20 protein-coding genes are annotated in these 25,551 nt (G+C 72.1%); 10 read left to right on the top strand and 10 right to left on the bottom strand.

All coding sequences use genetic code 11. From position 1 onward, the window contains the following. Window positions 1-146: 146 nt before the first annotated feature. Window positions 147-2,855, top strand: coding sequence for a pyruvate, phosphate dikinase (gene ppdK / locus ABZZ20_RS10375; RefSeq protein WP_356868826.1), 2,709 nt, complete (start codon window positions 147-149; stop codon window positions 2,853-2,855). Between the two features lie 392 nt (window positions 2,856-3,247). After that, window positions 3,248-4,300 carry a helix-turn-helix domain-containing protein gene (locus ABZZ20_RS10370; RefSeq protein ID WP_356868824.1) on the top strand — a complete coding sequence of 351 codons (1,053 nt, stop codon included), beginning with the start codon at window positions 3,248-3,250 and terminating at the stop codon, window positions 4,298-4,300. 54 nt (window positions 4,301-4,354) lie between these two features. Here the strand turns inward: ABZZ20_RS10370 and ABZZ20_RS10365 are convergent, their stop codons facing one another. Beyond that, on the bottom strand, window positions 4,355-5,515 hold the full coding sequence (locus ABZZ20_RS10365) for an alkaline phosphatase PhoX (protein ID WP_356868822.1): 1,161 nt from the start codon (window positions 5,513-5,515) through the stop codon (window positions 4,355-4,357). A 580-nt stretch (window positions 5,516-6,095) separates the two neighbouring features. Between ABZZ20_RS10365 and ABZZ20_RS10360 the strand changes: the two genes are divergently transcribed. Both ABZZ20_RS10360 and ABZZ20_RS10355 read left to right on the top strand, forming a co-directional pair. After that, complete coding sequence (locus ABZZ20_RS10360) at window positions 6,096-6,575, top strand: group III truncated hemoglobin (protein ID WP_356868820.1); 480 nt, start codon at window positions 6,096-6,098, stop codon at window positions 6,573-6,575. Window positions 6,576-6,717: 142 nt separating this feature from the next. Then, window positions 6,718-7,122, top strand: a complete 405-nt coding sequence (locus tag ABZZ20_RS10355) for a VOC family protein (protein WP_356868818.1) — start codon at window positions 6,718-6,720, stop codon at window positions 7,120-7,122. A gap of 7 nt (window positions 7,123-7,129) precedes the next feature. Here ABZZ20_RS10355 and nirD read toward each other — a convergent pair whose 3' ends face one another. From nirD to ABZZ20_RS10340, 3 genes are read right to left on the bottom strand one after another with little or no spacing between them, the layout of a single operon-like run. Continuing rightward, entirely contained in the window at window positions 7,130-7,474 is a 345-nt protein-coding gene (nirD, locus tag ABZZ20_RS10350; protein WP_356868816.1) for a nitrite reductase small subunit NirD, read from the bottom strand. Next, complete coding sequence (gene nirB, locus ABZZ20_RS10345; RefSeq protein WP_356868814.1) at window positions 7,471-10,017, bottom strand: nitrite reductase large subunit NirB; 2,547 nt, start codon at window positions 10,015-10,017, stop codon at window positions 7,471-7,473. The genes nirD and nirB overlap by 4 nt, the downstream gene beginning before the upstream one ends. A 2-nt stretch (window positions 10,018-10,019) precedes the next feature. After that, window positions 10,020-11,471: an FAD-dependent oxidoreductase gene (locus ABZZ20_RS10340; RefSeq protein ID WP_356868812.1), complete on the bottom strand. Its 1,452-nt coding sequence runs from the start codon at window positions 11,469-11,471 to the stop codon at window positions 10,020-10,022. Window positions 11,472-11,946: 475 nt separating this feature from the next. Here ABZZ20_RS10340 and ABZZ20_RS10335 point away from each other — a divergent pair, with 475 nt between their 5' ends. Then, window positions 11,947-12,723, top strand: coding sequence for a TSUP family transporter (locus ABZZ20_RS10335; RefSeq protein WP_356868810.1), 777 nt, complete (start codon window positions 11,947-11,949; stop codon window positions 12,721-12,723). Between the two features lie 9 nt (window positions 12,724-12,732). Here ABZZ20_RS10335 and ABZZ20_RS10330 read toward each other — a convergent pair whose 3' ends face one another. Together ABZZ20_RS10330 and ABZZ20_RS10325 are read right to left on the bottom strand one after the other, a co-directional pair. Beyond that, window positions 12,733-13,353, bottom strand: coding sequence for a class F sortase (locus ABZZ20_RS10330; RefSeq protein WP_356868808.1), 621 nt, complete (start codon window positions 13,351-13,353; stop codon window positions 12,733-12,735). Window positions 13,354-13,520: 167 nt separating this feature from the next. Further along, entirely contained in the window at window positions 13,521-14,063 is a 543-nt protein-coding gene (locus ABZZ20_RS10325) for a hypothetical protein (RefSeq protein WP_356868806.1), read from the bottom strand. Window positions 14,064-14,556: 493 nt separating this feature from the next. Between ABZZ20_RS10325 and cutA the strand changes: the two genes are divergently transcribed. Both cutA and ABZZ20_RS10315 read left to right on the top strand, forming a co-directional pair. Further along, window positions 14,557-14,862, top strand: a complete 306-nt coding sequence (gene cutA, locus ABZZ20_RS10320) for a divalent-cation tolerance protein CutA (RefSeq protein ID WP_356869135.1) — start codon at window positions 14,557-14,559, stop codon at window positions 14,860-14,862. Next, the gene (locus ABZZ20_RS10315; protein WP_356868804.1) at window positions 14,859-15,278 is read left to right on the top strand and encodes a gamma-glutamylcyclotransferase family protein; all 420 of its coding nucleotides are present in this window, start codon (window positions 14,859-14,861) and stop codon (window positions 15,276-15,278) included. The genes cutA and ABZZ20_RS10315 overlap by 4 nt, the downstream gene beginning before the upstream one ends. Before the next feature lie 67 nt (window positions 15,279-15,345). On the opposite strand, the gene dnaG is transcribed toward ABZZ20_RS10315, so the two are convergent. From dnaG to ABZZ20_RS10295, 4 genes are all read right to left on the bottom strand, one after another. After that, complete coding sequence (dnaG, locus tag ABZZ20_RS10310) at window positions 15,346-17,247, bottom strand: DNA primase (protein ID WP_356868802.1); 1,902 nt, start codon at window positions 17,245-17,247, stop codon at window positions 15,346-15,348. A 34-nt stretch (window positions 17,248-17,281) separates the two neighbouring features. Then, window positions 17,282-18,556: an FAD-dependent oxidoreductase gene (locus tag ABZZ20_RS10305; RefSeq protein ID WP_356868800.1), complete on the bottom strand. Its 1,275-nt coding sequence runs from the start codon at window positions 18,554-18,556 to the stop codon at window positions 17,282-17,284. 93 nt (window positions 18,557-18,649) lie between these two features. Next, on the bottom strand, window positions 18,650-19,984 hold the full coding sequence (locus ABZZ20_RS10300) for a deoxyguanosinetriphosphate triphosphohydrolase (RefSeq protein WP_356868798.1): 1,335 nt from the start codon (window positions 19,982-19,984) through the stop codon (window positions 18,650-18,652). Between the two features lie 79 nt (window positions 19,985-20,063). Next, a complete protein-coding gene (locus tag ABZZ20_RS10295; protein ID WP_356868796.1) occupies window positions 20,064-20,783 on the bottom strand; it encodes a sirohydrochlorin chelatase in 720 nt (239 codons plus the stop codon). A gap of 410 nt (window positions 20,784-21,193) precedes the next feature. On the opposite strand from ABZZ20_RS10295, the gene ABZZ20_RS10290 reads away from it, so the two are divergent. The 3 genes from ABZZ20_RS10290 to ABZZ20_RS10280 all read left to right on the top strand — a co-directional run bounded on the left by ABZZ20_RS10290 (window position 21,194) and on the right by ABZZ20_RS10280 (window position 25,489). Then, window positions 21,194-21,868 carry an ElyC/SanA/YdcF family protein gene (locus ABZZ20_RS10290; protein ID WP_356868794.1) on the top strand — a complete coding sequence of 225 codons (675 nt, stop codon included), beginning with the start codon at window positions 21,194-21,196 and terminating at the stop codon, window positions 21,866-21,868. A gap of 110 nt (window positions 21,869-21,978) precedes the next feature. Beyond that, complete coding sequence (locus tag ABZZ20_RS10285; protein WP_356868792.1) at window positions 21,979-24,057, top strand: molybdopterin oxidoreductase family protein; 2,079 nt, start codon at window positions 21,979-21,981, stop codon at window positions 24,055-24,057. Between the two features lie 346 nt (window positions 24,058-24,403). Beyond that, a complete protein-coding gene (locus tag ABZZ20_RS10280) occupies window positions 24,404-25,489 on the top strand; it encodes an RNA polymerase sigma factor (protein WP_356868790.1) in 1,086 nt (361 codons plus the stop codon). The last annotated feature ends 62 nt before the right edge of the window (window positions 25,490-25,551 follow it).

The raw sequence follows: 25,551 nt of genomic DNA, 5'->3' as shown, positions 1-25,551 counted from the left end.
CTGGCTACTCATTGGTTACTTTCGATCTGCTGGCGCACGGGTGGTTACGGCCGCATGACGACCAAGTGGACGTACCCAGAAGCCTTCGATCTGGGTATGTTCCTGGCCGTCAGGGCAGCCACCGAGTCCTCGAGGAGTCGAGACCCGTGTCGGAAAACAAAGATCAGAAGTTCGTCTACGACTTCACCGAGGGAAACCGCGACCTCAAGGACCTTCTCGGCGGCAAGGGGGCCAACCTCGCCGAGATGACCAACCTGGGTCTGCCGGTCCCTCCCGGCTTCACCATCACCACCGAGGCCTGCAAGGTCTACCTCGACAGCGGTGAGGCTCCGGCCGCGCTGCGCGACGAGGTGAGTGCCCACCTGGCCGCCCTCGAGGCGAAGATGGGCAAGAAGCTCGGACAGTCGGACGACCCGCTGCTGGTCTCCGTGCGTTCCGGGGCCAAGTTCTCCATGCCCGGCATGATGGACACGGTCCTCAACATCGGCCTCTCCGACGAGTCCGTCACCGGCCTCGCCTCCCAGGCCGGCAACGAGCGCTTCGCGTGGGACTCGTACCGCCGTCTCATCCAGATGTTCGGCAAGACCGTCCTCGGCGTCGACGGCGAGCTCTTCGAGGAAGCCCTCGACGAGGCCAAGGCCGCCAAGAAGGTCACCGTCGACACCGACCTCGACGCCGCGGACCTGAAGAAGCTGGTCACCCGCTTCAAGAAGATCGTCGCCAAGCAGGCCGGCCGCGAGTTCCCGCAGGACGCCCGCGAGCAGCTCGACCTCGCCGTCGAGGCGGTCTTCAACTCCTGGAACACCGACCGCGCCAAGCTCTACCGCCGTCAGGAGCGCATCCCCGGCGACCTGGGCACCGCGGTCAACATCTGCTCCATGGTCTTCGGCAACCTCGGCCCCGACTCCGGCACCGGCGTCGCGTTCACCCGCGACCCCGCCAGCGGCCACCAGGGCGTCTACGGCGACTACCTGCAGAACGCCCAGGGCGAGGACGTCGTCGCGGGCATCCGCAACACCGTCCCGCTGGCGGACCTGGAGGCGATCGACAAGCCCTCGTACGACCAGCTCATGACGATCATGACGACGCTGGAGAACCACTACAAGGATCTCTGCGACATCGAGTTCACCATCGAGCGCGGACAGCTGTGGATGCTGCAGACCCGCGTCGGCAAGCGCACCGCCGGCGCTGCCTTCCGGATCGCCACCCAGCTCGTCGACCAGGGCCTGATCGACGAGGCCGAGGCCCTCCAGCGGGTCAACGGCGCCCAGCTCGCCCAGCTGATGTTCCCCCGCTTCGACGAGGACGCCAAGACCGAGCTGCTCGGTCGCGGCATCGCCGCCTCCCCGGGCGCCGCGGTCGGCAAGGCCGTCTTCGACTCCTACACGGCGGTCAAGTGGTCCCGCTCCGGCGAGAAGGTCATCCTGATCCGCCGCGAGACCAACCCGGACGACTTGGACGGCATGATCGCCGCCGAGGGCATCCTGACCTCGCGCGGCGGCAAGACCTCGCACGCGGCCGTCGTGGCGCGCGGCATGGGCAAGACCTGCGTGTGCGGCGCCGAGGACCTCGAAGTCGACACCAAGCGCCGTCGAATGACGGTCGGCGGCACGATCATCGAGGAAGGCGACGTCGTCTCCATCGACGGCTCCACCGGCAAGGTCTACCTCGGTGAAGTACCCGTCGTACCGTCCCCGGTCGTCGAGTACTTCGAGGGCCGCATGCACGCCGGCGCCGACGACGCCGACGAACTCGTCGCCGCCGTCCACCGGATCATGGCCTACGCGGACCGCGTCCGCCGGCTCCGCGTCCGCGCCAACGCCGACAACGCCGAGGACGCGCTGCGCGCCCGTCGCTTCGGCGCCCAGGGCATCGGCCTGTGCCGCACCGAGCACATGTTCCTCGGTGAGCGGCGCGAGATGGTCGAGCGCCTGATCCTCGCCGACACGGACAGCGAGCGCGAAGAGGCACTGGGTGCCCTGCTGCCGCTGCAGAAGAAGGACTTCATCGAGCTGTTCGAGGCGATGGACGGCCTGCCCGTCACGGTCCGGCTCCTCGACCCGCCGCTGCACGAGTTCCTGCCCGACATCACCGAGCTGTCGGTGCGCGTCGCCCTCGCCGAGTCCCGCAAGGACGCCAACGAGAACGACCTGCGCCTGCTCCAGGCCGTGCACAAGCTGCACGAGCAGAACCCGATGCTGGGTCTGCGTGGGGTCCGCCTCGGCCTGGTCATCCCCGGTCTGTTCGCCATGCAGGTCCGGGCGATCGCCGAGGCCGCGGCCGAGCGCAAGAACGCCAAGGGCGACCCCCGCGCCGAGATCATGATCCCGCTCGTGGGCACCGTCCAGGAGCTTGAGATCGTCCGCGAGGAGGCCGACCAGGTCATCGCCGAGGTCGAGGCCGCCACCGGCACCAGCCTCAAGCTGACCATCGGCACGATGATCGAGCTGCCGCGAGCCGCCCTGACGGCCGGGCAGATCGCCGAGGCCGCCCAGTTCTTCTCCTTCGGTACGAACGACCTGACCCAGACGGTGTGGGGCTTCTCCCGCGACGACGTCGAGGCCAGCTTCTTCACCGCGTACCTGGAGAAGGGCATCTTCGGGGTCTCGCCGTTCGAGACCATCGACAAGGACGGCGTCGGCTCGCTGGTCCGCAGCGCGGTCCAGGCCGGTCGGGCCACCCGCCCCGACCTCAAGCTCGGCGTCTGCGGCGAGCACGGTGGCGACCCCGAGTCCGTCCACTTCTTCCACGAGGTGGGCCTCGACTACGTCTCCTGCTCGCCCTTCCGGATTCCGGTGGCGCGCCTGGAGGCCGGCCGCGCCGCCGCCGAGGCGAAGGGCAGCGACAGCCGCTGACCCCCGCACGGCCCTGACAGGGCCCGCTCACTGCGCGTCCGCCCCCGGGTTCCCTGACCCCCGAGGGCGGACGCGCCCATTTTTTTCGTTGTTCAACAAATCCTTACGTCAGCAGGCGGTGGACGGATCCCCACCCGTCCACCGCCTGCTGTCAATCTGCCGGGCACGTCGGCGCTTCCCGGTGCGACCGACCGCCAGGCCCCGCAAAGCCCCCCACGGCCTTCACGGAGCGTTTCGGTCGCACCGGAGTGTGCCCGGCGGAGTACAGGATTTCGGTTGTCACGCCCCTGCCGAAAGGGGTTTCAACTGTGGCCGAAAGGGCGTGGTGACGTCGTGTGACGGCATGCATACTCATGGGGCGGGGGGATTGCGGTTGCACAGGTGGGGGTTCGGTGCTGCGTATCCATTTCACTGGAGTGGACCTGGCACGCGTACGGATGGCAGGGCGTCCCGATGCGTTGTGGGAAACGATTCTGAGTTTTCACCGCTTAAGAGACCGGCGTGATGCCCGGTTCTTCGGTGAATGGCGTACGGAAACCCGGAGCAGGTTGAATAGTGAAACACGTTTGCTCGGGGCGCTCATACCGAGTCGCGGCTATTTCCCTGATTTCCTGACCCCCACGGAGGGGCAGTACGGGTGGGACGTGGGCCTGGACGCCCTGCGCGGGATCCATCCCGAGCGGATGCGGCGCGAGCTCACGCTGGTCGGCGCGGGCACGGGCGTGGGAGCTGCCTTCGGCATGCCCTCGGCCGTGAGCGGAGGCGTGGACACGCCGGTACCGCGGCGGCTGCGGGACTTCATGGACGGCGGTACCAAGCACCTCCCGCGTCTGCTGGGCGAGTTGCGCGGCTACCACCGGGCGGCCGTGGAGCCGTACTGGACGCACATCCAGGCCCAGATCGAGGCCGAGCGGGCCGCCCGCGGACGCGCCCTGCTGGACGGCGGAGCCGACGAGCTGCTGGCCTCACTTCCGCCGATGCTGCGCTGGCGGGCGCCGGTGCTGGAGTGCGACTACCCGGTGGACCGCGACGTCCGGTTGCGGGGGCGCGGGCTGCTGCTCCAGCCCTCGTTCTTCTGCCGGCGCACCGCAGTGACCCTGCACGACCCGGAGCTGCCCCCGGTGCTGGTCTACCCGGCCGCCGCGCAGCTGGCCTCGGCGCCCACCGGCGGCGAATCGATTCGGCCCCTGGAGGAGCAGCGCCAGCGCACACTGGGCAAGCTCGTCGGGCACACCCGCTCGGTGGTCCTGCGGGCGATCGGTGACGGCGCCACCACCAGCGAACTCGCCCGCCGGGCCGGAGTCTCGCTGGCCTCCGCGAGCCAGCACGCATGCGTGATGCGCGAGGCCGGCCTGGTCACCACCCTGCGCCGGGGCAATGCCGTGCTGCACACCGTGACCCCGCTGGGGGCCGCGCTCCTCAAGGGCGGCGCGGTGGCCTCGTAGACGCGCGGGAGCCCCGGAACCGGGAAACCGGTCCGGGGCCCTGCGCCGCCCCGGTCAGACCCGGAACGGCCCGGTCACCTCGTAGGTGATGCCGCCCGAGGAGCTGCCGCTCGTGCCGCGCTGGCTCGAGAAGTAGAGCCGGGTGCCGTCGGGGGAGAAGGCCGGTCCGGTGATCTCCGAGGAGGACTGGCCGGTGATCCGCAGGAAGGGGGCGACCACGTCGTCCGGTGTGATCAGGCAGATCTCCATGTTGCCGCCGTCCTCGGCCACGTACAGGTCGCCGTACGAGGACCCGGTCACGTTGTCCACGCCCGTCAGCGGGGCCGCGCCGCCGGGCACGAGCGAGTCGTCGTAGGCCAGCTCGTACGTACTGCTCGCCAGGTTGAGCTGCCAGACCCGGTTGTCGCCCTTGGTGGTGAACCACACCGTGTCGCCGGCGTAGTGGCAGCCCTCGCCGCCGTTGAAGTGCTTGGCGCCGGAGACCTGGGTGCGGGTCGTGGTCGGCGCGCCGTCCGGGTCGGGCACGTTGGCCCAGCTGAAGGAGCCGGAGGTGCCGGAGCCGGCCACCAGCACCTGGAGGGTGCCGGAGGACAGGTTGCCCCAGGTCGTGGGCAGGAACCGGTAGAAGCAGCCGTTGGTCTCGTCCTCGGTCAAGTAGATCGCCTGGCGGACCGGGTCGGCAGCCGCGGCCTCGTGCTTGAACCGGCCCAGCGCCGGCCGCTGCAGGGCAGCGTTCACCCCGTACGGGTCGGTCTCGTAGACGAGACCGAGGCTCACTTCCTCGCAGGACAGCCAGGTGTTCCACGGGGTCTTGCCGCCCGCGCAGTTCTGCCGGGTGTTGGAGAGGATCCGGTACGCGCCGGTGATCACCCCGGAGGAGTTCAGTTTCACGGCGCTCGCACCGCCGGACGGGTTGATCTCGGAGTTGGACACGTAGATCCAGCCGGTGCCGTCCGCGAAGCAGGCGCCGCCGTCGGGGGCGCTGTGCCACGTGTAGCCGGTCGAGCCGACGGTCTGGCCGGACCGGGCGATCACCCTGCTGCTGAATCCGGTGGGCAGCTGGATGCCGTTCGCGTCCGCCGCACCGAGGGCCCCGTAGGGTCCGGCGCCGGGCTGGGCGGGCGCCGCGTAGGCGGCTCCCCGGATCAACGTGCCGCCGAAGGCGGCGGCCGAGGAGCCGATCACGGCGCCGCGCAGGAAGGTACGACGTTCCACGGTCACTCCTGTGGGAGGAGAGGGCTCCGCATCCGGTCGGGTGCGGAGTCGCACGCGCCGAGGAACCTACGAGTGCCGAGTTGACGCGACCTCAACTCCTCGTGACGCGGGAGCGACCGGCGCGCGTTGAATCCGCTTGGCGGGGCCGGCCGGACGGGACAGGAAGGGTTTTTCACGGCGTGGGCACGCCCTTTTCCACGGAGGACCGGCGATGCGGGCGCCCGGGCGTGGGACAGGTGCATATGCGAGCCTTCCGCGGGCGGCCCGCAGGCGCCGAATTCCCGGGCCGGTGCGTACGCAGTGCGAAATCGGCGGACGACATCCTGCGCTCGCACACGGCCGCGTCGGCGCGGGCAGCGCCGAACCGTCCCCCGCAGCGCCCGCTCGGCGGCCGGCACTCGCCCGTCGGCCGCCGCCGCCGGACCGCCCGACCCCACGCGTCCCGCGCCCCCACTCGTAGCCCACCGTGACCGAGCGGGCCGTCCGGCAGGCCCGTCGGCCGGGCTCCGGGCAGCAGGGGAGGTACGGCGGGACCTTCAGCCCCTGGAACGGACCGTCAGCGAAGGGGGACCATGGAGTCATGGCCCCCTTCGCCGAGGACAACGACCTCTCCGGCCGTTCCGACATCTCCGGGCGCTCCGACCTCGCCGTCGTTCTGCGCCGCTTCTACGAGGCGGCCTTCGCCGACCGGCAGATCGGACCGTTCTTCACCGAGATCGCCGGCACGGACATCGAGGTCCACCTGCCCCGGATCACCGATTTCTGGGAGCGGGCCCTCTTCCGCACCGCCGGCTACCGACGTGACGCCTTCGCCCCGCACGCCGCCCTCCATGCGGCGCGGCCCATGACCGCCGAGGACTTCGGGCGCTGGGTGCAGCTGTGGCACGCCACCATCGACGGCCTGCACCGGGGGCCCCACGCCGAGCGCGCCAAGGCGCAGGGCGAACGGATCGCGTCGGCCCTGCACCGGCGGCTGGCCGGCCCGGACGCGCCGACGGAGGGCGAGCGCGGCCCGGGGTTCGTCCCGCTGGCCGCGCTGACCCTCCGATCGCCTTCCTGACCTGCGCTGACCGGGCTCGGCGAAAGGGTGTCGTCGCACCGCACCGGGCACATCTCGAAAAGTTTTCCCGGGAGCGATGAGTTCTTCCGGCGCCCCCGGTCTACCTCTCGAAAGCACTCCGCACGAGAGAAGAGGGACCGCGATGCCCACCATGATCTTCGTCAACCTGCCGGTCAAGGACATCGAGGCCGCCAAGGCGTTCTGGGGCAAGCTCGGCTACTCCTTCAACCCCCAGTTCAGCGACGACAGGACCGGCTGCCTCGTCATCAGCGACACGATCTACGCGATGCTCATGACCGAAGACCGCTTCAAGGACTTCGCCACCAAGGAGGTGGCGGACGCCAGCAGGACCACCGAGGTCATGCTCGCCCTGAGCGCGGAGAGCCGGGAACAGGTCGACGAGGTGGTCGGTGCCGCCCTCGCGGCGGGCGGCACCGAGCCGCGCCCGGCCCAAGACCTCGGCTTCATGTACGGCCGCGCCTTCGAGGACCTGGAGGGCCACGTCTGGGAGTACGTCTGGATGGACCCGGCGGCCGTCCAGGGCTGAAGCCCTGCTACGCCGGCACGCCCGAGGTCGCGGCGGTCCGCACCGGATAGGTCCGGACCGCCACCTCCTCGTCGTCCAGGCAGTGCCCCGAAGCCAGGTCGAAGCGCTGCTTCAGCAGCGGTGAGGCCACGAACGGCCTGCCGTCCACACACCCGACCAGCCCCCGCGAGAGCACGGCCGCCCCGGTGAACGGGTCCTGGTTGTCGATGGCGTACATCCCTCCGGAACGGCCGATGAACACCGCGGCCTGGCTCCCGTCGGGCAGCAGGACCGCGACCCCGCGCCCGGGGGTCAGCGCGGACAGATCGCACACCGTCAGCCAGCCTTCGGCCACTTGTAGTTCCACGGTCATCGGGTGCCTCCCATGGCCTCCAGCGGCCGGCGGTCGAGAATGGTCAGGTCGGGCTTGACCTGGTCGCGTTCGGGGACGAACTTCACGGTCGGGTCGGGCGCGCCGGGAGCGTTGACGAAGGACACGAACCGGCGCAGCCGCTCCGGGTCCTGGAGCGTCTCGGCCCATTCGTCGCGGTAGTGCGCCACGTGGTCGGCCATCAGTGACTCCAGCTCCGCGCACAGCCCCAGCGAGTCGTGCACGACCACGTCCCGCAGGTGGTCCAGGCCGCCCTCCAGCCGGTCCAGCCAGGTGGAGGTGCGCTCCAGCCGGTCGGCGGTGCGGATGTAGAACATCAGGAACCGGTCGATGAGCCGGACCAGTTCCGCATCGGACAGGTCCTGGGCCAGCAGGTCCGCGTGGCGCGGGGTGGCACCGCCGTTCCCGCCGACGTAGAGGTTCCAGCCGTTCGCCGTGGCGATCACCCCGAAGTCTTTACTCTGCGCCTCCGCACACTCGCGGGCGCAGCCGGACACCGCCGACTTGAGCTTGTGCGGGGCGCGCAGGCCCCGGTAGCGCAGCTCCAGGTCGATGGCCATCCGCACGCTGTCCTGGACCCCGTAGCGGCACCAGGTCTGGCCCACGCAGGACTTCACCGTGCGCAGCGCCTTCCCGTACGCGTGGCCGGACTCGAATCCGGCGTCCACGAGCCGGGCCCAGATCCGCGGGAGCTGGTCCACGCTGGCTCCGAAGAGGTCGATGCGCTGACCGCCGGTGATCTTCGTGTAGAGGCCGAAGTCGCGGGCCACCTCACCGATCACGATGAGCTTGTCCGGGGTGATCTCACCACCGGGGATGCGCGGGACGACGGAGTACGAGCCGTTGCGCTGGAGGTTCGCCAGGAAGTGGTCGTTGGTGTCCTGGAGGGCTGCCTGCTCCCCGTCCAGCACGTAACCGCTGGCACCGAGGGTGGGGGCGAGCGAGGCGATGATCGAGCCCACGGTGGGCTTGCAGATCTCGCAGCCGTCGCCGCCGCGGGCCGCCTCCCGGCCGTGACCGTCGAGGAGCTGCTCGTACGAGGTCAGCTGCCGGGTGCGGACGATCTCGTACAGCTCGGCGCGGGTGAAGGGGAAGCAGCCGCACAGGCCCTTGTCGGTGGCCGCGGGCAGCAGCTGGCCGATCACCTTGAGGCAGCTGCCGCAGCCGGTTCCCGCCTTGGTGCACTGCTTGACCTCGGGGAGGGTCGCACAGGCGGTGATCGCCTTCTTGGTGACGTTGTGGCAGGAGCAGATGACCGCGGAGTCGGGGAGCGCCGACGGGCCGAGCGCCACGGGCGCGCCGAGGCCGGCGGGCAGGACCAGCTGGTCGGGGCTGACGGGCGGGACGCTGCCGGTGAGCGGGCGCAGCAGGCCGTACGAGTCCGCGTCGCCGACCAGGACCCCGCCGAGCAGGACCCCGTCGGGGGAGACGACCAACTTCTTGTAGACGCCGGAGCGGGAGTCGGAATAGACGACGTCCAGGCTGCCCTGGGTGGCCCCGTGGGCGTCGCCGAAGGAGGCCACGTCGACGCCGAGCAGCTTGAGCTTGGTGGAGAGGTCGGCTCCGGTGAACTCCTTGTCGCGTCCCAGGAGGTCGTCGGCGGCGGTCTCGGCCATCTCGTAGCCGGGGGCCACCAGGCCGTAGACGCGCCCGTCGGTGGCCAGCGCGCACTCCCCGATGGCGTAGACGCGCGGGTCCGACGTGCGGCAGCGGGCGTCGACGCCGATGCCGCCGCGTTCGCCGACCACCAGCCCGCAGTCACGGGCGAGCTGGTCGCGGGGCCGAACCCCGGCGGAGAAGACGACGAGGTCGGTGTCGACGGTCGAACCGTCCGAGAGCCGCATGCCGCTCACCCGGCCGTCCGCCCCCGTGACGACTTCCTGGGTGCCGACGCCGGTGTGAACGGTCAGCCCCATGGACTCGATGGTGCGCAGCAGGGCCGCGCCGCCGCCGTCGTCGACCTGGACCGGCATCAGGCGCGGGGCGAACTCCACGATGCGGGTGGCGAGGCCCAGGCCCTGGAGGGCACCTGCGGCTTCGAGCCCGAGGAGCCCGCCGCCGACGACGGCGCCCGTGGTGCGGGTCTTGGCGTACTCCTCGATCGCGAGCAGGTCCTCGATGGTGCGGTAGACGAAGCAGCCGGGGGCGTCCTTGCCGGGGACGGGCGGCACGAAGGGGTAGCTGCCGGTCGCCAGGACGAGCACGTCGTACGGGAACACCCGACCGGAGCGGGAGGTGACGGTGCGGGCGTCGCGGTCGACGGTCTCGGCGGGGTCGTCGAGGTGGAGCTCGATCCCGTGCTGCTCCATGAAGCCCGCGGGGGTGAGGGAGAGGTCCTCGGCGGTGCTGCCGGAGAAGTACGAGGTGAGGTGCACGCGGTCGTAGGCGGGCCGGGGCTCCTCGCAGAGCACGGTGATCCGGTGCGTGGCGGTGGCCCCGCGCTCGGCGAGCGCTTCGAGGTAGCGCTGGCCGACCATGCCGTGGCCGATGAGCACGATGGCGGGGGTGGGCGTGGGTGCGGCCATGATCAGGAGCCTCCGTCGTCGGTGAGCAGGTGGAACAAGTCGGTGAGGGCTTCCCCGTCCTCCCAGCTGCGGGCGAGGGCACCCACGCTGGACAGTTCGCCGAGGAGGACGCCGCCGACGAGGCGATCGCCGCGGACGACGACCTTCCGGTAGGTCCGGCGGGTGGCGTCGGCGAGGTGGACCACGTCGTCACCGGGGAGCGGGGTGGTCTCGCCGAAGGCGGCGAGATCGAGCGGGCCGTGGCCCTTGGCGGGGGTGAGGGTGAGGCGGGTGAGGGCGCGGGTTCCGGTGTATCCGGGAGCGGAGGCCCAGCCGCCGCCGGTGGTCCCGGTGGCGGTTTCGGTGGCGGCCCCGGCAGTGGTGCCGGTGATGGTTTCGGCGGCCCCGGCGGTGGTCCCGGTCAGGTGAGCGGCGAGGGCGTCGGCCTGCTCCAGTGCAGGGCCCGCGAGGCCGTACACGCGGCCCGCGTGCTCGGCGCAGTCACCGATGGCGTGGATGTGGGGGTCGCTGGTCCGGAGCAGGTCGTCCACGACGATTCCGGTCCGCACGTCGAGTCCGGCGGCGAGCGCGAGCCCCGTGCGGGGCCGGACGCCACAGGCGAGCACGACGACGTCGGCGTCGAGCCGGTAGCCGTCGGCGAGCTCCACCCCGGTGACCCGGCGGTTCTGCTGGGCGGGCGTCGGCGGTGCAGTGGCGATGGTGCCGCCGGGAGCTGCTCCCGACCCCGGACGCGAGCCCGTGCCGGAGCCGTCCGAGCCGGGGGCGGGGGCGGCGGACGTCGTCAGTCCGCGGACTCGGCACTCCGTGTGGATCTCGATGCCGAGGGCGGTCAGGTGGGCGTGGAGCAGCGCCGAGGCGCCGGCGTCCAACTGGCGTTCCATCAGGCGTTCGCCCTGCTGGGCCAGCACCACCTGGGCGCCGCGTTCGGCCAGGGCGCGGGCCGCTGACACGCCGAGGAGGCCGCCGCCGATCACCACCGCGCGCACGTCCGCCCGTACGGTCACGGCCGCCGACAGCGCCAGGCAGTCGTCCATCGTGCGGAACGCGTGCACCCCGTCCGGGAGTTCCCGCCCCTCCGGTTCGAACAGCCCCCGCAGCGGCGGGAGGACGGCGTTGGAGCCCGTGGCCAGGACCAGCGTGTCGTACCGGTGCGCACTGCCGTCGTCGCAGTGGACCGTCCGGTCGGCCCGGTCGATCCGGACCGCCCGCACGCCCCGGCGCAGTACCGGACCCGGAGCCGGGAGCGCGGTCACCTCCGGTGCGTACCGGCCCGCCAGGACCTCCGCCAGCAGGACCCGGTTGTACGGGACGTGCGGTTCCTCGCCGAGTACGGTCACCTCTGCACCGGAGGCTGCACCTGCACCTGGACCCGCGGCTAGCCGCGCGGCGAACCGCAGGCCCGCGAAGCCACCGCCGATCACCACCACACGCCGCTGCTGCTGCTTCGAGGTCATGGCACGAGCGTGCGCGTCCGCTGTTTCCCCGCCGCATCGCCACTGTTACCCGGACGGAACGCGCACCTCAGCGCCCGGGTTAGGGGCCGGTGAGGCGCCCCGCAAGGCCGTCTTGAGGATCACTTCGGGCCGCTGAACGGCCCTGGAGCTGCCCTCGCCTCCGACCTGCTCCAGCCCTTCCGTCCGTTTCCGAGAGGCCGCCGCACCATGCGCCGTCCCTGCACGTCGCCCTGTCCGTAACCGTCGGGGCGGCGGCCTCCACAGCCCCGGCCGCCGCCCCCGCAGCCGCCCGCGCGGCGGCTCGCAGCCGGGATGGGGCTGGCCAGTGTGGTGGCCGCTACCGCGCTGACGGCGATGGTGAAATCGGCCGCTCCGGTGGCCCCGGACCGGGTGCCGGCCGGGCAAAGCTCAATCTTTGCGCAAGTTTCCGGTGATTGATGGCCGGTGCAATCATCGGCTCCGTAGGGTCGTGGCCGTGCCTGACATATCAACGACCATGATCATCGTGCTGTGCGTGGCCGCCGCAGCAGCCGGCTGGATCGACGCGGTGGTGGGCGGCGGCGGGCTGCTGCTCCTGCCCGCCCTGCTCCTCGGCCTGCCGAACGCCCACCCCGCCACCGTCCTCGGCACCAACAAGGCGGTGGCCATCGTCGGCACCGCGGGCGCGGCGGTGACGTACGTGCGCAAGGCCCCGGTGGACGTGAAGCTCGCCGTCCGGATCGGTCTGGCCGCGCTCGTCGGGTCCATGGGCGGTGCTGCGCTGGCCGGCGGGATCAGCAAGGACGCCCTCCGACCGCTGATCATGGTGGTGCTCGTGATCGTGGCGGGCGTCGTGATCTTCAAGCCGGGCTTCGGGGTCGCCCCGTCGACCTCGCCCGTCAGTCGGCAGCGGGTGCTGCTCGCCATCGGACTCGCCGGCCTCGGCATCGGCTTCTACGACGGCCTCATCGGGCCCGGCACCGGCACCTTCCTGGTGCTCGCCCTTACCGCGCTGCTCCACCTCGACCTGGTCGCCGCGTCCGCCAATGCCAAGATCGTCAACTGCTGCACGAACGCCGGCGCGCTCGCGATGTTCGCGTACCAGGGCATGGTGCTGTGGCAGTTGGCGGCGCTCCTCGCCGCCTTCAACCTGGCCGGTGGCATGATCGGGGCCCGGATGGCACTGAAGAAGGGCAGCGCGTTCGTACGGGGCGTGCTGCTGACGGTGGTCGGCGCACTGGTGATCAAGCTCGGCCTCGAACAGTGGGGCTGACCCGTCCCGCTAGTAGGTGCCGGTGAGGTGGGCGAAGACGACCACGTTGCCCTGGTAGCCGGTGCGCGGCGAGAAGCCCCCGCCGCAGGTGATCACCCGGAGCTCGGCACGCGGCGAGGGCCCGTACACCCGGGTGTCCGGGAAGTGGTCGGCCGCGTAGACCTCGACTGCGTGGACGGTGAACACGGCCGTGCTCCCGTCCGCGCGCCGCACCTCGATCACGGCTCCGCGGTGCAGGGCGCCCAGGTGGTAGAAGACGGCCGGTCCCGTGGCGTGGTCGACGTGGCCGACGACGACGGCCGTGCCGAGGGCGCCGGGGGTGGTGCCGTCGCGGTACCAGCCGGCCAGATTGCGGCTGCCGGGCGGCGGGACTTCGAGGCTGCCGTCGCGTCCGAGGCCCAGCCCGGTCAGCGGCGCGTCCACCCGGATGGATGGAATCCGGATCCGGGTCGGCGGCGATCCGGTCAGCGGGTCGATGCTGCCGGGATACTGCGCCTGCACGCTCAGCGCCTCGGCGGGGGAGGGGAGCGGGGGTCCCACGGGCTTGCTGGAGCCGCTGCCGACGAGCCAGATGCCCACGCAGGCGGCGAGCGCGACGAGCCCGCCGCGGCCGGCCTGACCTCTGCCCATGGGTGCCCCCTGGCGCGATCGGTGTGGCTCTCCGTATTCCGTGATCGGTGATCGTGTTCCGTGTGACGGGGCCGTCGCCCGACCCCGCGAACGGGGGGACCTCGCAGGGGTCGGGCGACGGGGGACGGTACCGGTCGGACCGGGGCCGAAGCCGCGGTGGGCGTCCGTCAGCTCCGCGTGCCGCTCGCCCGGCGACGCAGGAGCCAGGTACCGCCGACGGCGGCCGCGGCCAGCACGACCGCTCCCGCCGTGATCTTGGCGGGGTCGACGGTGGTGGTCGTCCCACCACCCACCCCGGTGCGGACGTGGCCTTGCGGGCCGCGTTCGGTGACGATCAGGTCGCCGGTGGCGAACTTGCCGTCGGCGCAGGTCGCGCCGATGTTGTAGGTGCCCGGGCGGATGTCGCGGGCGATCTGGAACTGCCCGGTCACCACTTCTTTGTGGGTGCCCGGGACCAGCTTGAAGCGGCCGCCGCCGACCGTGGTGGCGTCACCGTCAGCGTGGCCGCCCCGGCCGCAGGCCGTGGTGTTCACCGTGACGTTGGCTCCGGGGGCCGCCGATGTGGGCCGTACCTCCAGCGTGGCGAAGTCGCCGGGCGCGAAGCCCGCCGTGCCGAGTTCCGCGGCGGCGACCGCACCGGCGACCGGGCCGGTGAGCGCGGTGGCGGTCAGCGCGGTGGCGGTGAGCGCGTGGGCGGTGCGTCGGCGCATGGGGGCTCCTGGAAACACGGGGGTCGTGTTCCCGAGGTAACCCGGGGCATCGGTGATCCGCCTCCTGATGTGGTGTCAGGTCGACCGGCTTGCCTGGTGTCGTCGCAGGTCACAGCCACTCATTGGGCTGTTCGAGTGCAGTCCCCGTCCGGGTGACGGAGCCCGGGGCCGGCCCCGGGCAGGTCGGGGCAGGGGCAGCGTCCGCAGTGCCCTGACCCGGTCCTGGACCCGGCCCCGTCGACCGCCCCACCGGCAGTAGCTCGGCCGCGGTGCACAGCTCCGTCAGCGGCTGCGGCTGCGACTGCGGCGGAAGGTTGGGCAACAGCGGTGCACGCGGAGGAGGGGTGCAGGCACACTCGGGACCCGAGTCCCGGACCATGAGCTGTCCGCGCAACCGAGGGAGGGCCCCGTGACATCAGCCGAGCGGCCACAACAGCCACAAGATCCGCAGCAGCCACAACATCCGCAGCATGCTCAGGATCCGGTACTCACCGTGCTGACCACGGTGGACTCGGCGGAGGCAGCCGCAGCCCTGGCCCGTGGCGCGGTGGAGGCACGGTTGGCGGCCTGCGCGCAGATCTCCGGGCCCGTGACCTCCGTCTACCGCTGGAAGGGCGCGCTGGAGACCTCCCAGGAGTGGCAGGTGCTGTTCAAGACCACCTCGGGCGCCTACCCGGCCCTGGAGGCCCGGCTGATCGCGGACCACCCCTACGACACCCCGGAGATCATCGCCACGCAGGTGGTGCACGGAAGCGGTGACTACCTCGCATGGGTCGCCGCTGAGGTGGTGGCCGGATGACCGCCGAGCTCCCCTTCTTCGTCTACGGGACCCTGCGCCCGGGTGAGGTCAACCACGACCTGTTCCTGCGCGGCCGTACGGCCGCCGAGGAGCCCGCCCGGCTCCCGGACGCGCTCCTCTACGAGGGGCCGGGCTACCCGTACGCGGTCCAGCACCCGGGATCGCAGATCGTGGGCGAGCTGGTCACCCCGGCGCCGGGCGCGTACGGCGTGCTGCTGGCCGAACTGGACCGGCTGGAGGAGTACCACGGCCCCGACCGGCCGCGGAACGTCTACGACCGGGTCCGTCGCGAAGCGGTCCGCCGGGACGGGACCCGGACCCTTGCCTGGGTCTACCTGGCGGCCCCGCTGCTGGCCCGTCGCCTGCGCGAGACCGGCACCGAGATACCCGGCGGCGACTGGCTCGGCCGGCGTTAGGCCCGGCCGGCGTTAGGCCCGGCCGGTGTTGGGCCCGGCCGGTGTTGGGCCCGGTCGGCCGGCGGGGCTACAGGCCCTCGGCGCCGCGGTTGCGCAGGCGCTGGCCGTACTGCTGGAGGACCCAGAGCTCCTCCTGTACCGCCGCCAGCTGTTCCGGCGGGGCCTGGGGGCCCAGGCGCGACAGTGTGCCCTGGATCTCGTGGACTCGGCGGTCCACCGCCCGGAGGCGGACCTGGACCAGTTGGACGCCCGCGTAGACCTCGTCGACCGTCTTCGCGTGGATGGCCTCGACCGCCAGTTCCGTGACGAGGGCCCGGACCGTGTCGTTCGGCGCGGCGTCGCGGACCCGGGCCAGGTAGTCGTCGGTGCCCAGGGAGGCGCCGCCCGCGTCCTGGATGGCTTGGCGGACCGCCGCGTAGGGCGGGGCGGTGAACTCGTCCGTCCCGTACGCGTCGAAAGCCGGCGAGACGAGGGCCGGCCGCTGCAGGGCCAGCTTCAGCAATTCGCGCTCGGTGCGGTGTGCCGGGCTGCGTAGGTTCAGCGCGGGTCCGCCCGCGGGGGCGGCCGGGGCGGGCGCGGCCTCGTAGGGGCGGCTGTTGCGGCCTGCGGTCTGCTGGGGCTGGCCGCCCCGCTCCCGTGCCCAGCGCGCCAGTTGCGCGACCCGCTTGACCACGAACTGCTCGTCCCGGATGCCCAGCATCCCCGCGAGCTGGACCGCCGACTCGTGCTGGATCGCGATGTTCTTGATGTTGGCGACGACCGGAGCCGCCTCGTCCAGCGCGGCCGCCCGGCCGGCCGGGTTCTCCAGGTTGTGCCGGGCCACGATGTGCCGCAGCGCGAACTCGAACAGCGGGGTCCGCGAATCCACCAGCCCGGCCACGGCCGCGTCCCCCTGCGCCAGGCGCAGATCGCACGGGTCCATGCCGCCCGGGGTGATCGCGATCGAGGTCTCGGCGGCGAACTTCTGGTCGTCTTCGAAGGCGCGCAGTGCGGCCTTCTGCCCGGCTGCGTCACCGTCGAAGGTGAAGATCACCTCGGCTGTCGCGTTGTCCATCAGCAGGCGGCGCAGGATCTTGATGTGGTCGCCGCCGAAGGCGGTGCCACAGGTCGCGATCGCGGTCGTGACCCCGGCCATGTGGCAGGCCATCACGTCCGTGTAGCCCTCGACCACCACGGCCCGCGAGGTCCTCGCGATCTCCTTCTTCGCCAGGTCGATGCCGTACAGCACCTGGGACTTCTTGTAGATCGCCGTCTCCGGCGTGTTCAGGTACTTCGGCCCGTTGTCGTCGTCGCGCAGCTTGCGGGCGCCGAAGCCGACCACCTCGCCGCTGATGTCGCGGATCGGCCACATCAGCCGGCCGCGGAAGCGGTCGATGGGCTTCCCGCTGCGGCTGTCCTGGGCCAGGCCGGAGGTGATCAGTTCCCTGTCGCTGAAGCCCTTGCCCCGCAGGAACCGGGTCAGGTGGTCCCAGCCGGCCGGGCTGTAGCCCACGCTGAAGTGGGCGGCTGCGGCCTGGTCGAAGCCGCGTTCCGCCAGGAACCTGCGGCCGATCTCGGCTTCGGCGCCGCCCAGCTGGTCGACGTAGAACTGGGCGGCGGCCTTGTGCGCCTCGACCAGGCGGATCCGCTCGCCACGGCCGCTGGTGCCGGCGGTGTAGCCGCCCTCCTCGTAGCGCAGGGTGATGCCGGCCTGTCCGGCGAGGCGCTCGACCGCTTCCGAGAACGAGAGGTGGTCGATCTTCATGATGAAGTCGAGGGTGTCCCCGCCCGCCTGGCAGCCGAAGCAGTGGTAGAGACCCTTGCTGGGGCTGACCTGGAAGGACGGGGACTTCTCGTCGTGGAAGGGGCAGAGGCCCTTGAGGTTGCCGCCGCCGGCGTTGCGCAGTTGGAGGTAGTCAGAGACCACGGCGTCGATCGGGACCGCGTCCCGTACCGCCTTCACGTCGTCGTCGTTGATCCGTCCTGCCACCCGTGAAGTCTACGGCCGGACGGGGACGAACCCGTCAGGCCCCCTCGGCCGCCACCAGGGAGGCCAGCGGAACCGACGGGTCCGCCAGCGCCTCGCGGTTGACCGGTGCTTTCGACCGGATCAGGGCCTGGATGTGCTCGGTGACATCCCACACATTCACATTCATTCCGGCCAGCACCCGCCCGTCCGACAGCCAGAAGGCGATGAACTCCCGCTTGGCCACGTCACCGCGGATCAGCACCTGGTCGTAGCCGCCCGCCGGGGCGTACCCCGAGTACTCCAGGCCCACGTCGTACTGGTCGGAGAAGAAGTACGGCACCCGGTCGTACGAGACCTCCTGCCCCAGCATCGCCCGCGCCGCCGCCGGACCGCCGTTGAGCGCGTTCGCCCAGTGCTCGACCCGCAGGCGGGTCCCGAGCAGCGGGTGGTGCGCGGCGGCCACGTCCCCGACCGCGAAGACGTCCGGATCGCTGGTGCGCAGGGAGGCGTCCACGGCGATGCCCCCGCCGTGCTCCCGGTCGACCAGGGCCAGCCCGGAGGTCTCGGCGAGCGCGGTCCGCGGCGCGGCACCGATCGCCGCGAGCACGGCGTGCGCCGGATGCTCCTCCCCGTCGTCCGTCCGGGCGGCGAGCACCACGCCGTCGTGGCCGACGATCTCGGTGAGCCGAGAGCCGAAGTGGAAGCGGACCCCGTGATCGGCGTGCAGGTCCCCGAAGAGCCGGCCGATCTCCGGGCCGAGAACCGAGTGCAGCGGCGTGGCCAGCGGTTCGACCACGGTGACCTCGGCCCCGTACCCGCGCGCCGCGGCGGCGACCTCCAGGCCGATCCAACCGGCGCCCGCGATCAGCAGGTGGCCGTTGTCCCGGCCGAGGGTGGCCAGTACGCCCCGCAGCCGCTCGGCGTGGGCGAGCCGGCGCAGGTGGTGCACCCCTGCCAGGCCCGTGCCGGGGATGTCGAGGCGGCGCGGCTCGGCTCCGGTGGCCAGCAGCAGCTTGTCGTAGTGCAGCGTCGTACCGTCCCCGAGGACCACCTTCTTGCCGCCCCGGTCCAACTGGACCGCCGGCTGGCCGAGGTGCAGCTCGATGTCGGCGCGGGCGTACCAGGACGGCTCGTGGACGAAGACGCTGTCGCGCTCCTCCTTGCCCTGGAGGTACCCCTTGGACAGCGGGGGCCGCTCGTACGGATGGTCGTGCTCGTCGCCGATCAGGATCACCCGCCCCGTGAAGCCCTCGGACCTCAGCGTCTCGGCCGCCTTAGCTCCGGCAAGCCCTGCGCCCACGATGACGAACGTCCGGTGTGCGTCGACCACCTGATGCCTCCTCATAACCTCTCCGCCACATGCGACCACATGCGAGCGTCCCGCACTGAGCCTGCCGCGTGAAGGGGGAGTGGCCCGATCGGCTCACCCTTCGGTCCGGCGCGTGCGCCGTGTGAGCCGGGCGTGCAGGGAGCGCGCCGAGGCGTCCGTGAGCGCCGCGATCTGGTCGATGACCGTGCGTTTGCGCGCCCTGTCGTCCGGCGCGGCGTCGAACGCGGCACGGAACTGCGGGTCCAGGCCCTCGGGCGCGCGGGCGCTGAGCGCCTCGGCGAGTTCGGCCAGGACGATGCGCTGGTCGGCGCGGAGCCGTTCCTGCTCGTCGCGCTGCATCACGTACAGGTCGGCGACGGCCTTCAGGACCGCGCACTCGTTGCGCGCCTCGCGCGGGACGACCAGTTCGGCGGCGTACCGGGTCAGACGACCGGAGCCGTACGCCTCGCGGGTGGCGCCCTCGGCCGCCAGACAGAATCGGCCGATCAGCTGGCTGGTGGCGTCCTTGAGCCGGGCCTGGGCGACGGCCGACCCGTCGTACCCGTGCGGCCACCACTCCTGCTCCATCAACCGGTCCAGGGCTTCGCGCAACTCCTCCGGCTCGGTGTCGGCCGGGACGTACCGGCCGATCGCGACCTGCCAGATGGCGGTGCGCTCGGGCTCGGCGAGGAGGAGGTTGGGGTCGAGGTGGCCGGCGTGCAGACCGTCCTCGAAGTCGTGGACGGAGTACGCGACGTCGTCCGACCAGTCCATCACCTGGGCCTCGAAGCACTTGCGGTCCGCGGGGGCACCGAGGCGCAGCCACGCGAAGACCGGCAGGTCGTCGTCGTACGCGCCGAACTTGACCGAGCCGGGGTCGGTGGGGTGACCGCCGCGCGCCCACGGGTACTTGGTGGCGGCGTCCAGACTCGCGCGGGTGAGGTTGAGCCCGACGCTGACGAGCGCGCCGGTGGCCGGGTCGGGCACGAACCGCTTCGGCTCCAGGCGGGTCAGCAGCCGCAGCGACTGGGCGTTGCCCTCGAAGCCGCCGCAGTCCTCGGCGAACTCGTTGAGCGCCTCCTCGCCGTTGTGCCCGAAGGGCGGGTGGCCCATGTCGTGTGCGAGGCAGGCCGTTTCGACGAGGTCGGGATCGCAGCCGAGGGCCGCGCCGAGTTCGCGGCCGACCTGGGCGCATTCGAGGGAGTGCGTCAGACGCGTGCGGGGGCTGGCATCCCAGTCGTACGAGCGGCTGCCGGGAGTGACCACCTGGGTCTTCCCGGCGAGACGGCGCAGCGCTCCGGAGTGCAGTACGCGGGCCCGGTCGCGTTGGAAGGCGGTCCGGCCGGGCCGTTTGTCGGGCTCGGGGGCCCAGCGTTCTGTGTCGGCCGAGTCGTACGGGGCGTCGGGGTCGCGGTGCCGGACGGGTGCGGTGCCTGCCATGCCTTCCATGCTCAGACGGTAACCGGAACCACCGACAAGACGACCAATCTGAGCAATTCGAACCAACGGGGCCCATGTGGCGAGGCCCCTACGCGGTGGCCAGTTCCCGCGGGGTCCGCCGCCGGGCGAGGGCCTCGTCGTAGCGCTGGAGCACGAGGCGTGCCAGCGCCGGGTGGTCGCCGAGCGGGGCGGCGGCCGGGCCGGGCGCGGCGGCGGCGCTCTGCGCGGCGAAGCGGCCGGGGGCGGTGAAGTAGGAGGCCACCGCGATCCGGTGGTGGCCGCGGGAGGCGAGCGTGCGGACAGCGTCGGGAACGGCGGGTGTCGCGGCGGAGGCGTAGGCCGGTACGACCGCGGCGCCGCCGAGGCGTTCGGAGAGCAGGGCGGCGGTTCGGCGGGTGTCCGCCGCCGAGTCGGGGTCGCGCGACCCGGCGGCGGCGAGTACGACGGCCGTACTCGCTCCGGGAGCCCAGCCCGCCTCCAGGAGCCGCTCGTACAGGGCCTCGACCAGCAGCGGGTGCGGGCCGAGCGGGGAGGCGACGCGGGTGTCGAGGTGGCGGGCGCGGGCGGCGGCCGCGGGCAGGTCCCGCTTGACGTGGTGCCCGCGTCCGAGGAGCAGAGGGACGAGCACGGCCGCGCCGGCGGTGCCTTGGAGGGTCTCGCCGAGCAGCGGCTGGTTCAGCTCGATGTGTCCGAGCCGGACGTCGAGGCGGGGACGGAGCTCGCGGATACGTTCGAGCAGGGCCCGGACGGTGGAGAGGGCGCGCGGGTCGCGGCTGCCGTGGGCGACGGCGACGAGGGTGGGCTGCATGCGTGGACTCCGTGAGACCGAGCCCCCGTCGTGTGCCATGGGCGCAGTCCGCTGAGCTGCGTGCCGAGTTGGGCGGTGATCCGGCTCAGCAGCTCCGTGGCCGTGGCGGGGGGAAGCGGGAAGGACAGGGACTCGGGAGGGTGCACCAGCTCCGTCATGAACCGATCCTGCGGGTCGGAGGTTGCGTGGGCGTTGCGCGGGGGTGACAGGTGTTTTCCGGGTGCTCACCCGCTCATTCGTCCGAGTGAAAGGCGGGGAGGGCGGAACTGGGGCCGGGCGTAGATCGTCAATGTGTGCGAGCGGGGTGTGGGGGCACGAGGTGCGAGCCGCGAACCGCACGGCATGGTGAGCGCGGTGCGCGTTGGGCGGAGCGCGGTGCGCGTCGGGCGTTGGGCAAGGGGGGAGCGGTCATGAAGATGCCGAACTGGACGAGAACGGTGACGGGGCGGCGGCGGGCCGTTCAGGCACTGGTGGCCGGGTGCGTCCTGGCGCTGCTGCCGTCGGCGTGGACGCATGCGGTGGCCGCGGACCGACTGCGGACGACGGCCGACGCGCCGGCCGCCGAGGTGGCGGTGGTGTTCGGGGCCGGGCTGTGGAACGGCAGACCGACCCCGTACCTGGCCAACCGGCTGGATGCGGCGGTGGAGCTGTACCGCACCGGCAAGGCCAAGGTCGTCCTGGTCACCGGAGACAACAGCCGCACCGAGTACGACGAGCCCGACGCGATGCGTACGTACCTGACCGCCCGCGGGGTGCCGGGCGACCGCATCGTCAGCGACTTCGCCGGATTCGACACCTGGGACTCCTGCGTCCGCGCCCGGGAGATCTTCGGGGTGAAGCGGGCGGTGCTGATCAGCCAGGGCTTCCACATACGCCGGGCGCTCGCACTGTGCGGCGCCGCGGGCGTGGACGCGTACGGAGTCGGGGTGGATGACGCGCACGACGCGACCTGGTACTACGGCGGCACGCGCGAGGTCTTCGCGGCGGGCAAGGCGGCACTGGACGCGGCCTTCAAGCCGGAGCCGCGGTTCTTGGGGCCGAAGGAGCAGGGCGTGTCACGGGCCCTGGGCGCCCTGGCGGACTGACGGGGCCCGGCGGGCCTCACGGGGCGCCGGCCGGGGCGCTGAGGTGCTCGTACGGGAGGCGTAACCGGGGGCGGCAGCTCGCGTAACACCGCAGCCGCAGGCTGGGACGCATGCACACTCCGGACTCCTCCACCGCCACGCACTGTCCGTACTGCGCGCTGCAGTGCGGGATGTCCCTCCGCCCCGAGCCGGGCGGCGCGAGCGTGGTGGTGGAGGAGCGGACGGACTTCCCCGTGAACCGGGGCGCGCTGTGCGGCAAGGGCCGTACCGCCCCCGCCGTGCTCTCCTCCCGGGTGCGCCTGACCGGGCCACTCGTCCGCACCCACGCCGGACGGCTGGAGCCGGCCACCTGGGAGGAGGCCCTCGACGCCGTCGCAGAGGGCCTCGCCCGCACGGGGCGTACGTACGGTCCGGATGCGGTCGGCGTCTTCGGGGGCGGCGGGCTCACGAACGAGAAGGCGTACGCGCTCGGCAAGTTCGCCCGTGTCGCCCTGCGGACCTCGCAGATCGACTACAACGGCCGCTTCTGCATGTCCTCGGCCGCCGCCGCCCACCAGCGCGCCTTCGGACTGGACCGGGGACTGCCCTTCCCGCTGGAGGACATCCCGCGGACCGGCTGCGTGATCCTCGTCGGCTCGAACCTGGCCGAGACCATGCCGCCCGCCCTGCGCTACCTCACCGAACTCAAGGCGAACGGCGGCACGCTGATCGTCATCGACCCGCGCCGGACGCGGACCGCCGAGCAGGCCGACCTGCACCTCGCCCCGCGCCCCGGGACGGACCTGGCCCTCGCACTGGGCCTGCTGCACCTGATCGTCGCGGAAGGCCGCACCGACGAGGAGTTCATCGCGGAGCGCACCACAGGCTGGGAAGAGGCCCGCTCCGCGGCGATGGCGCACTGGCCGGAGCTGGTGGAGCGGATCACCGGCGTGCCCGTCCCGAAACTCCGTGAGGCGGTCGCCCTGTTCTGCGCACCTTCCTCCGCGATGGTCCTGACCGCCCGCGGGCCCGAGCAGCAGTCCAAGGGCACCGACACGGTCGGTGCGTGGATCAACCTGTGCCTGGCCACCGGCCGCGCCGGCCGCCCGCTCTCCGGATACGGGTGCCTCACCGGCCAGGGCAACGGCCAGGGCGGTCGCGAGCACGGCCAGAAGGCCGACCAGCTCCCCGGCTACCGCAAGCTCACCGACCCCGCCGCGCGGGCGCACGTCGCCGGGGTCTGGGGCGTCGACCCCGACGACCTCCCCGCCCCCGGCCGCAGCGCGTACGAACTCCTCGACGCCCTCGGCACGGACGTGAAGGCCCTCCTCCTGATGGGCTCCAACCCGGTGGTCTCGGCGCCCCGCGCCGCCCACATCGAGGACCGCATCCGCTCCCTGGACTTCCTGGCCGTGGCCGACGTGGTCCTCTCCGAGACGGCGGCCCTCGCGGACGTGGTCCTCCCGGTCACCCAGTGGGCGGAGGAGACCGGCACCATCACCAACCTGGAGGGCCGCGTCCTCTTGCGCCGCCGGGCCCTGACCCCACCGCCGGGGGTGCGCACCGACCTCGAAGTCCTGCACGGCCTGGCGACCCGCCTCGGTGTCGAGAAGGGCTTCCCCACCGCCCCCGAGGAGGTCTTCGAGGAACTCCGCCGTGCGTCGGCCGGCGGCCCGGCGGACTACTCGGGCATCTCCTACGCCCGAATCGTGGCCGAACAGGGCGTCTTCTGGCCCTGCCCTCAGGACTCCCACCCGGGCACCCCGCGCCTGTTCCTGGACCGCTTCGCCACGGACGACGGCCGGGCCCGCTTCGTCGCCGTCTCGCACCGCGACGCGGCCGAGATACCGGACGCCGAGTACCCGGTCCTGCTCACCACCGGCCGCGTGGTCGCCCAGTACCAGTCGGGCGCCCAGACCCGTCGCGTGGACGAGCTCAACGCCGCCGCCCCCGGCCCCTTCGTGGAACTCCACCCGCGGCTCGCGGCCCGCATCGGCGCGGTCGAGGGGGCTCCGCTGGCCGTCACGTCCCGCCGGGGCCGCGCCGTTGCCCCGGCCCGCATCACGGACGCCATCCGTGCGGACACGGTCTTCATGCCGTTCCACTGGCCGGGCGAGGGGCGCGCCAACTCGCTGACCAATGCGGCCCTGGACCCCACCTCCCGCATGCCGGAGTTCAAGGTCTGCGCGGTCCGCGTCGAGCCCGCGTGACCAGCGGAGGGGTCCGGCCGGCCGCTGCCGTGCGTGGCGGAACCGGCCGAGCCCGCCCGCCCGTTGCTCCGCAGCGCGGCCGCCCTACCGGCGAACGCCGGCCGTAGGACCTGAGTGGGGCGGTCCCCTCCGGGCGGGCAGCACCCGGCACCCGGCTTCCGTACGCACACACGGCATCGACCTTCTCGGACATGTGTCCGATCCGCATCGGGGTTCCCGGCGGGGGGTAACCATCCGGTTACGCACCGGACTCAGAAAGTGCTCGCACGCCCCTCGTGGCAGCGATGTGCCGTACCCCACACTGAAGTGCGGTGCCCCCGTCCTCGGAGCCCTGGAGGTCGCCCCCGTGCAGACCCAGATCCTGACCGTCAACGTGAGCCCGCCCGTCCACGAGCCCGAGGCCACCGTGGGTGAAGAGCCCGAGGTCGATGCCGTGGACGAGGAGCCGGACGAGCCCGGGGAGCTGGAGCCGATCGCGCAGGTGCCCGAGCGGCAGCGCCGCGCCGAAAGCACCGGAGCGGGCCCGTCCGCCGACCTGTTCCGGCAGTACCTGCGCGAGATAGGCAGGATTCCCCTGCTCACCGCCGCCGAGGAGGTAGAGCTCGCGCGTCGCGTCGAAGCCGGACTGTTCGCCGAGGAGAAGTTGAGCGGCACCTCCGACCTCGATCTGCGGCTCGCCCTCGACCTCGACAAGCTCGTGGTCATGGGGCGGATGGCCAAGAGGCGCCTGATCGAGTCGAACCTGCGGCTCGTGGTCTCCGTCGCGAAGCGCTACGTGGGCCGCGGCCTCACCATGCTCGACCTCGTGCAAGAGGGGAACCTCGGGCTGATCCGGGCCGTCGAGAAGTTCGACTACGCCCGCGGCTACAAGTTCTCGACCTACGCCACCTGGTGGATACGGCAGGCCATGTCGCGGGCCCTCGCCGACCAGGCCCGCACCATCCGCGTGCCCGTCCACGTCGTGGAGCTGATCAACCGCGTCGTGCGCGTGCAGCGCCGCATGCTCCAGGAGCGCGGGTACGAACCCACCGCCGAAGAGGTCGCTGTCCACCTCGAACTGACCCCCGAGCGGGTGTTGGAGGTCCTGCGCCTCGCCCAGGAACCGGTCTCGCTCCACGCGCCGGTCGGCGAGGAGGACGACGTCGCACTCGGCGATCTGATCGAGGACGGTGACGCCGCCTCACCCATGGAGTCCGCCGCGTTCTTCCTGCTCCGCGAACACCTGGAAGCCGTGCTGTCGACCCTCGGCGAGCGCGAGCGCAAGGTGGTGCAGCTGCGTTACGGCCTGGCCGACGGCAGGCCCCGCACCCTGGAGGAGATCGGGAAGATCTTCGGCGTGACGCGCGAGCGGATCCGGCAGATCGAGTCCAAGACCCTCAACAAGCTGCGCGACCACGCCTTCGCCGACCAGCTCCGCGGCTACCTGGACTGACCACGGGGAAAGGGGTGCCCCCGGACAAGAGGGCACCCCCGACACGACCAACCGCCCGCCCG

Origin of the sequence: Streptomyces sp. NPDC006430 (assembly GCF_040612395.1) — a bacterium.
GTDB lineage: Bacteria > Actinomycetota > Actinomycetes > Streptomycetales > Streptomycetaceae > Streptomyces.
The sequence above is the reverse complement of the archived record's forward strand: the minus strand, read 5'-3'. Positions and strand labels throughout refer to the sequence as shown.

Bases quoted from the DNA above. Each gene is read 5' to 3' on its own strand.
- ABZZ20_RS10300 (WP_356868798.1), bottom strand. From the start codon at position 19,984: ATGGAAGGCATGGCAGGCACCGCACCCGTCCGGCACCGCGACCCCGAC.
- ABZZ20_RS10340 (WP_356868812.1), bottom strand. From the start codon at position 11,471: ATGACCTCGAAGCAGCAGCAGCGGCGTGTGGTGGTGATCGGCGGTGGC.
- ABZZ20_RS10285 (WP_356868792.1), top strand. From the start codon at position 21,979: ATGCACACTCCGGACTCCTCCACCGCCACGCACTGTCCGTACTGCGCG.
- ABZZ20_RS10360 (WP_356868820.1), top strand. From the start codon at position 6,096: ATGGCCCCCTTCGCCGAGGACAACGACCTCTCCGGCCGTTCCGACATC.
- ABZZ20_RS10315 (WP_356868804.1), top strand. From the start codon at position 14,859: ATGACCGCCGAGCTCCCCTTCTTCGTCTACGGGACCCTGCGCCCGGGT.
- nirB (WP_356868814.1), bottom strand. From the start codon at position 10,017: ATGGCCGCACCCACGCCCACCCCCGCCATCGTGCTCATCGGCCACGGC.
- ABZZ20_RS10355 (WP_356868818.1), top strand. From the start codon at position 6,718: ATGCCCACCATGATCTTCGTCAACCTGCCGGTCAAGGACATCGAGGCC.
- ABZZ20_RS10290 (WP_356868794.1), top strand. From the start codon at position 21,194: ATGAAGATGCCGAACTGGACGAGAACGGTGACGGGGCGGCGGCGGGCC.
- ABZZ20_RS10295 (WP_356868796.1), bottom strand. From the start codon at position 20,783: ATGCAGCCCACCCTCGTCGCCGTCGCCCACGGCAGCCGCGACCCGCGC.
- ABZZ20_RS10325 (WP_356868806.1), bottom strand. From the start codon at position 14,063: ATGCGCCGACGCACCGCCCACGCGCTCACCGCCACCGCGCTGACCGCC.
- nirD (WP_356868816.1), bottom strand. From the start codon at position 7,474: ATGACCGTGGAACTACAAGTGGCCGAAGGCTGGCTGACGGTGTGCGAT.
- ABZZ20_RS10330 (WP_356868808.1), bottom strand. From the start codon at position 13,353: ATGGGCAGAGGTCAGGCCGGCCGCGGCGGGCTCGTCGCGCTCGCCGCC.